The following is a 7,190-nucleotide window of genomic DNA, read 5'->3' on the forward strand; positions in this document are numbered from 1 at the left end:
GCTGGCGCTGCCGCGCAAGGCCGCGCCGCCGCCGCCATAACGCGGCGCGCAGCGCCGTTCAGTTCCCGCGTTTCAGTCCTTGCGACGGGACGTGAGAAAATGCCGGGATGACCGATTCCGCTTCGCCGTCGACGCCGCCCGCGTCCGGCCCGTCCCCGCGTCAGCTCACCGAACCGGTCAAGCTGGCCATCCGCGATGCCTACGCCAAGCTGCAGGCCAATACGCCGGGCTTCCGCGTGCGCCGCGCGCAGAGCCAGATGATCGGCGTGGTCTCGCGCGCGCTCGGCACCTCCGGTGGCGTCGGCGTGGCCGAGGCGCCCACCGGCGTCGGCAAGAGCCTGGGCTATCTGACCGCCGGCGTGCCGATCGCCTTGGCGAGCAAGAAGAAACTGGTGATCAGCACCGGCACGGTGGCGCTGCAGTCGCAGCTGGTCGAGCGCGATATCCCGGCCTTCCTCAAGGCCACCGGGCTGGAGGCCACGGTGGCGCTGGCCAAGGGCCGCACCCGTTACCTGTGCACGCGCAACGTCGCCGAGCTGCATGGCGAGGCCGCGCAGGACAGCATGTTCGAGGACGAGGCGCCACTGTACGACCGCCCGTTGAGCCCGGCCGAGGCCGAGCAGGCGCGGGCGTTGGCCAAGGCCTACGCCGACCGGACCTGGAACGGCGACCTGGATGCCGCGCCGGAGCCGGTGCCGCCGTCGCTGCGCGCGCGCATCACCACCAACGCCGCCGGCTGCGCCGGGCGCCGCTGTTCGTTCGCGGTGCAGTGCCCGGTGCTGAAGGCGCGCAGCGAGGTGCGCGATGCGCAGATCGTGGTCACCAACCACGCCCTGCTGCTGTCGGCGCTGTCGCTGGGCGACAGCGACAACGGCCAGCCGCTGATCGCGCCGCCGTCGGACATGCTGCTGGTGCTCGACGAGGGCCACCACATCGCCGGCGTCGCCATCGACCAGGGCGCGGCGAACCTGCCGCTGGACGAGATGGCGCGGCGCACCGGCCGCCTGCAGGCGCTGGTCGGCGCCGCCTACCGGCTCGCCGACAAGGACCGCATCGGCAACCAGTTGCCCAACGAGGCGGTCGAACTGGCTGCGCAGGTGGCCAAGGGCCTGAAGGCGTTCCGCGCCGAGATCGAACGGGTGTGGGTGCCGGAGCCGGGCCAGGACGAACCGATGTGGCGCGCGCCCAACGGCCGCCTGCCCGAGGACTGGAAGCCGCTGATCGATGCGCAGGCGCAGGACACCGGGGCGCTGCTGAACTGGGTACAGGCCGCACACCAGATGGCGGCCAAGTCCAAGCAGGAGGACGCGGCCAAGGAACGCCTGCAGCGCAACCTGGGCATGGCCCTGGAGATGGTCGAGCAGCAGTACGCGCTGTGGCTGGGCTGGCGCCGCGAGGACCAGGACGGGCAGCCGCCGATGGCGCGCTGGATCACCGCCTCGCGCGATGCCGATCTGATCTGCCATTGCTCGCCGGTGTCGGCCGCGCAGGTGCTGCGCTCGCTGCTGTGGAGCGAAGTGGACGCGGCCGTGCTGACCTCGGCCACGCTCACCGGCGGCGGCGACTTCCAGGCGCTGGCGATCGACAACGGCCTGCCCGCGCATGCGGAGATGGTGTCGCTGTCCTCGCCGTTCGACCTGCCCAACCAGGCCGAACTGATCGTGCCGGCGTTCCCGGTGGCGCCGGACGACCGCGAGGGCCATCCGCGCGAAGTGGCGCGCTACCTGGTGCGCGAACTGGACTGGGGCAAGGGCTCGATCGTGCTGTTCACCTCGCGCTGGAAGATGCTCAAGGTGGCCGACCTGCTGCCGCTCGCGCAGCGCAACCGCGTGCTGGTGCAGGGCGAGGGCTCCAAGTCGCAGATGATCGGCGAGCACATGCGCCGCATCGGCGCCGGCGAAGGCTCGGTGCTGTTCGGCCTCAATTCCTTCGGCGAAGGCCTGGACCTGCCGGGCGAGGCCTGCACCACGGTGGTCATCACCCAGGTGCCGTTCGCGGTGCCCACCGATCCGCAGACCGCCACGCTCGGCGAATGGTTCGAGAGCCGCGGCCTCAACGCCTTCAACCTGATCGCGGTGCCGCACGCGCTGCGCACCCTGACCCAGTTCGCCGGCCGCCTGATCCGCACCGCCGACGACCACGGCCGCGTGATCATTCTCGATTCACGGCTGCTGACCAAGCGCTACGGCAAGCGCATCATCGACGCGCTGCCGCCGTTCAAGCGGGTGATCGGCTAGGCGCTGCAAACGCGACGGCGATGGCCGCGTGCCTGTCGCCGAGCACGCGGGCCACCGCGTGTCACGACGCGCTGCGTGCGGCGTCGTCGCAACCGGAATTGTCTACCGCACCGTCCATGGATATGCAGTTGCGCGCTTGACGGCTTTTAGCCGGCACGCGATAAAACATCACGCGCTAGGAACGCATGCAGCGCCGCTCAGGGGATGGCAATGGCGGACGGATTCTTCAGGGAAGAAGTGTTTCGAGCGCGCCGCGAGGGCTGGCTCGGCGCTGTGCGCCTGGACGCGCCGCGCTTCGGTTGGGCTTACTTCTGGGTGAGCATCGCGCTGCTCGTCATCGTGCTGGCGCTGCTGTGCATCGGCAGCTATACACGACGCGAAGCGGTCAACGGCACGCTGGTTCCCGATCGCGGACTGCTGACCCTGACGCCCTCCGCATCCGGGCGTGTCGTGCGTACGTTCGCCAAGGAAGGCGCAAACGTCCGTGCAGGACAACCGCTGGTTGAGATCTCCGGCGAACAGGACAGCGCATCGCTCGGCGATACGCAGGCATCGGTGATCGCGCAGTTGCGCCTCAAGCGCGAGCGCTTGCGTTCCGACATCGAGGAACAGCGCAGCCTCTCGCAAGCGCAGGATCGTGACCTGCGTACGCGCATCGCGTTGCTGAAGAGTCAGATCGCCAGTACCGAAGAACAGGTCGTTCTGCAGCGGCAACGCGCCGAAAGTGCCGCTCGCCTGTATGAGCAATGGTCTAGTCCCGGCAATCGCGGGGTGCTGACCAAGGTGCAGCTGCTGCAGCAGCAGGATGTGGCGATTCAGAATCAGGCGCAGCTCAAGGATCTGCAGAAGCATTCGCTGGAGTTGCGGCAGCAACAATCGCAGTTGCAGACACAGTTGGAACAGCTTCCGGCAACGCTGATCGGAAAGAACAACGAGATCGATCGGCAACTGGCGGACGTGGCGCAGTCGATCTCGGAGAGCGAGGCCCGCCGCGCGGTGATCCTGCGCGCGCCATCGGACGGGATCGTCGGCAATCTGCTGGTGTATCCGGGACAACCTGTCGCCGCGCAGCAGCCGTTGATGACGCTGTTGCCGCGGGATACGCGTCTACGCGCCGAGCTGTGGGTATCGTCGCGGGCCGTCGGGTTCGTCAGTCCAGGCGATCGGGTGGTCTTGCGCTATCAGGCATTCCCGTATCAGAAGTTCGGACGCCACGCCGGCCGCGTCGCGGAGATTTCGCGCAGTGCGATGAGTTCGGGCGATCTGACCCGATTGCTGGGTCAGGACATCAAGGAGCAGCGTTATCGGGTGATCGTCGAACTGGGTAGCCAGAATGTCGTGGCGTATGGACGCCAGGAGCCTCTGCGTCCCGGAATGGCGCTGGATGCGGACATCCTGCTCGAACGCAGGCACCTGATCGAGTGGATGTTCGAGCCGGTCTACGAGCTGGCCTCCGGCATGCGCGACACCCCTTCGAACGAGCGCGGATCATGAGCCGGTCCTGGTCGTCCTGGAGGGCACCGTTCGCGACGCGCATCGTACCGATCATGCAGACGGAAGGAGCGGAATGCGGCCTGGCCTGCCTGGCGATGGTCGCGGGATTCCATGGCCAGAACGTCGACCTGCCCAGCTTGCGTCGACGCTTCAGCATCTCGTTGCAGGGCGCACGCCTCGAACGCCTGATGCAAATCGCACGCGCGATCGGTTTCGAGGTCAGGCCGATGCGCGCTGAACTCGACTACTTGGCCGCCGTTGGCGGGCCCTGCATCCTGCATTGGGATCTGAGCCATTTCGTGGTCCTGGAGCGCGTGACGCGCGGTGTCGCGGTGATCCACGATCCTGCGCGCGGCTTGCTGCGACTGCCTTTGGCGGAGGTGGGCAAGCACTTCACCGGGGTGTTGCTGGAACTGGTGCCGAGCCCGAGCTTCGAGAAGGCGGCGGCGCCGCAACCGGTGTCCTTGCGTGCACTGACCGGCAGGATCGGCGGGCTGCGTCGGGCACTCGTGCAGGTCTTCGCACTGGCGCTGGCGATCGAGATGCTGGTGCTCTTGATGCCGTTCCAGATGCAATGGTTGATCGACCATGTCCTGATCTCCGCGGACATGCCGTTGCTCAAGATCCTGGCGATCGGATTCCTGATCGCGGTACTCGCCCAGACGGCGCTAATGCTGGCGCGCAGCTGGGTGGTCAGTTGGCTGGGCGCCTCGCTCAACAGCCAATGGATCAACAACCTGTTTGGCCACCTGATGCGCTTGCCGCTGGACTATTTCGAAAAGCGGCACATGGGCGACGTGCTGTCGCGGTTCGGATCGCTGAAGTCGATTCAGACGACGCTGACCGGAAGCTTCGTCGAAGCGGTACTCAACGGCATGACCGGCATGTTGGCGCTGGTGGTGCTGTTCTTCTACAGCGCCAAGCTCGCCGGCGTGGTAATGGCGGCATTCGCCTGCTATTTGCTGCTGCGCGTTGCGATGTATCGCGTGCAGTTCGGTATCACCCGCGATCAATTGTTCCATACGGCGCGCCAGCAGAGCGAGTTGATGGAGTCGGTCCGTGGCATCCAGGCGATCAAGCTGGCCAACAAGCAGGGCCTGCGCCAAAGCCGACTTTTCGCGGCGACCGTCCAGGCCGCCAATCTGGATATGCAGTCGCAGCGCATCGGCCTGGCGTTCACGGCGTTGAATAGCGGTGTCTTCGGAATCCAGCGCGTCCTGTTGATCAGTATCGGCGGCTACATGGCGCTGCAGGACGCGCTGTCGGCGGGCATGCTGGTGGCGTTTCTCAGCTATGCGGATCTGTTCACCAGCCGGGCGGGCAGCCTGGTCGACAAGTGTATCGAGTTCCGCATGCTACGGCTGCATGCCGAGCGCATTGCCGATATCGCCATGAGCGACCCCGAGCCGCATGCATTGGGACACTACAGTGGGCCCGAGCTCGCGCCGGAGATCGAGTTCAAGGGCGTCAGCTTCCGTTATTCCGACGATGATCCCTGGGTACTGCGCAACTTCGATCTCAAGGTCTGCGCCGGCGAGTCGGTGGCCATCGTTGGACCGAGCGGCTGCGGGAAGTCCACCTTGGCCAAGCTTCTGTTGGGTCTGCTTGCGCCAACCGAAGGGCAGATCGAAGTGGGTGGCGTGGAGATCCGGCGGCTCGGGTTGGAAACCTATCGCGGCATGGTCAGTGCGGTGATGCAGGACGACCAGCTTTTCGCCGGTTCCCTGGCCGACAACATCGCGTTCTTCGACCCTGACGCCAGCCTGCAGCGCATCGTGGCAGCCGCCAAGTTGGCGGCCATCCACGACGACATCGTGCGCATGCCGATGGGGTACGAATCGCTGGTGGGCGACATGGGGTCGATCCTGTCGGGTGGGCAACGGCAGAGGGTGATTCTGGCGCGCGCGCTGTATCGGCAGCCGAAGATCCTGGTGCTGGATGAGGCCACCAGCCATCTGGATCGGCAGCGCGACGAGATCGTCAATGCGCACATCAAGGCGCTGAGCATGACGCGCGTGCTGATAGCGCATCGCGAGGACACCATCGCCTCGGCCGACCGCAAGGTCGTGCTGGGGGCGGAGCGGAATCAAGGCGCGCGACCTGGCGCCGAAAGACTTGACGCGTCGCGAAGCGTCGAGAAGCTCGCCGGCATCGTCGCCGGCGAATAACCATGCTGTCTTTCAAGGAGAGTGGAATGGAAACTGTCGTGAACACGGAAAATTCGCGTCCCGTTGCACAGCGTTTCGCGCGTGAAATGACCCAGGAAGAAGTCAGTGCGATCTCTTGCGGTGGCGGTCAGGATACCCTGATCATCATCATCGTCGAAGCCGTGGACACCGAGACGATCATCATCTTCAGCTAATCGGGCGGCGCATGGCGGTGCTGCAGCGCCGCCATGCATCTGGCGATGATGCACAACGGGTCCAGACGATGCAGGAAGACGCAAAGAACATATTGATCGTGGCACCGCAGCACGATACCCATGCGGCGACCATCGCCGCCATGATTGGAGCGGCAGGATACAGGGTGGACCTGTTCGACAGCAGTGCCTGGCCGAGCGGTCTAGGCGGGTCGATGCTGTGCGATACGCATGGTGCCCGCTTCGTGCGCGACGGGTCGCCGCTGCGCTACGACACTGCGTGGTGCCGGCGCTTGCTGTTCAAAAAGCCGGTACCTGCGGGTGTGCACGAGCAGGATGTGGGATTCATTCGTTCCGAGGGAATGCTGTTCGACCTCGGTGCACTGGCGGTGATGGGAAGCGGCGTCGGCGTGCAGCGCTGGATCAATGCACCGATGCAGGCGTTGATGGCGGACCAGAAGGCGTTGCAGCTCGCCATCGCCGCGTCCAGTGGCCTGCGCATCCCGCGGACGCTGATCAGCCACCGCGCGGAAGACATTCGCCACTTTCGCGATCGCGAACCGGAGGGCGTGGTCGTCAAGCCCTTCAACGTCGGCGCTTGGTCCGAAAATTCCGGCTACAGCGTGTCGTATGCGACACGCATCCGTATCGAAGAACCCCTGGCCGATGGCGATGTCAGCGCGTGCCCGACCAACTATCAGGAGGTGGTGCGCCACCGCGGCGATGTGCGCATCGTCTGCCTCCAGGGGGAGTACGTGGCGGTCAAGATGACGCACGCGCTGGAAGGCGAGATCGACTATCGCGCCGTGCGACACAAGACTGCGATCAGCTACGCTGAAACGGCGCTTCCCGATGGGCTGCTGGCCAAGCTCGAGCGCCTGCGGCAGACGCTGGCCATCGACTTTTTTTGCGCCGATTTCCTGGTGCCGGCGGACGGAGGGGAGCTGGTCTTCATCGAACTCAATCCCGGCGGCCAGTTCCTGTATCTGGATCAGAGGCTCGCGCAATTGGATATCGCACGCAGGTTCTGCGCTTTGCTGGTGCATGGGACAACCGCACGTTATCAAGAATTCGAGAGACCAATGGCGGCCGTCCCATCC

General features: G+C 65.7%; 5 protein-coding genes. All 5 read left to right on the plus strand.

What is annotated here, in order from left to right; all coding sequences use genetic code 11:
- Positions 1–107: 107 nt before the first annotated feature.
- Positions 108–2,237, plus strand: coding sequence for an ATP-dependent DNA helicase DinG (gene dinG, locus D183_RS0101410; RefSeq protein ID WP_017907401.1), 2,130 nt, complete (start codon positions 108–110; stop codon positions 2,235–2,237).
- Positions 2,238–2,447: 210 nt separating this feature from the next.
- Positions 2,448–3,731 carry an HlyD family secretion protein gene (locus D183_RS0101415; RefSeq protein WP_017907402.1) on the plus strand — a complete coding sequence of 428 codons (1,284 nt, stop codon included), beginning with the start codon at positions 2,448–2,450 and terminating at the stop codon, positions 3,729–3,731.
- Complete coding sequence (locus D183_RS0101420; protein WP_051067595.1) at positions 3,728–5,899, plus strand: peptidase domain-containing ABC transporter; 2,172 nt, start codon at positions 3,728–3,730, stop codon at positions 5,897–5,899. Before D183_RS0101415 ends, D183_RS0101420 begins: the two co-directional genes overlap by 4 nt.
- Before the next feature lie 2 nt (positions 5,900–5,901).
- A complete protein-coding gene (locus D183_RS27210; RefSeq protein ID WP_157835140.1) occupies positions 5,902–6,093 on the plus strand; it encodes a hypothetical protein in 192 nt (63 codons plus the stop codon).
- An 11-nt stretch (positions 6,094–6,104) separates the two neighbouring features.
- Positions 6,105–7,190: ATP-grasp domain-containing protein (locus D183_RS23715; RefSeq protein ID WP_017907405.1), on the plus strand; the 1,086-nt coding region annotated here is incomplete at its 3' end.

Origin of the sequence: Xanthomonas sp. SHU 199, from assembly GCF_000364665.1 — a bacterium.
Taxonomy (GTDB): Bacteria; Pseudomonadota; Gammaproteobacteria; order Xanthomonadales; family Xanthomonadaceae; genus Xanthomonas_A; species Xanthomonas_A sontii.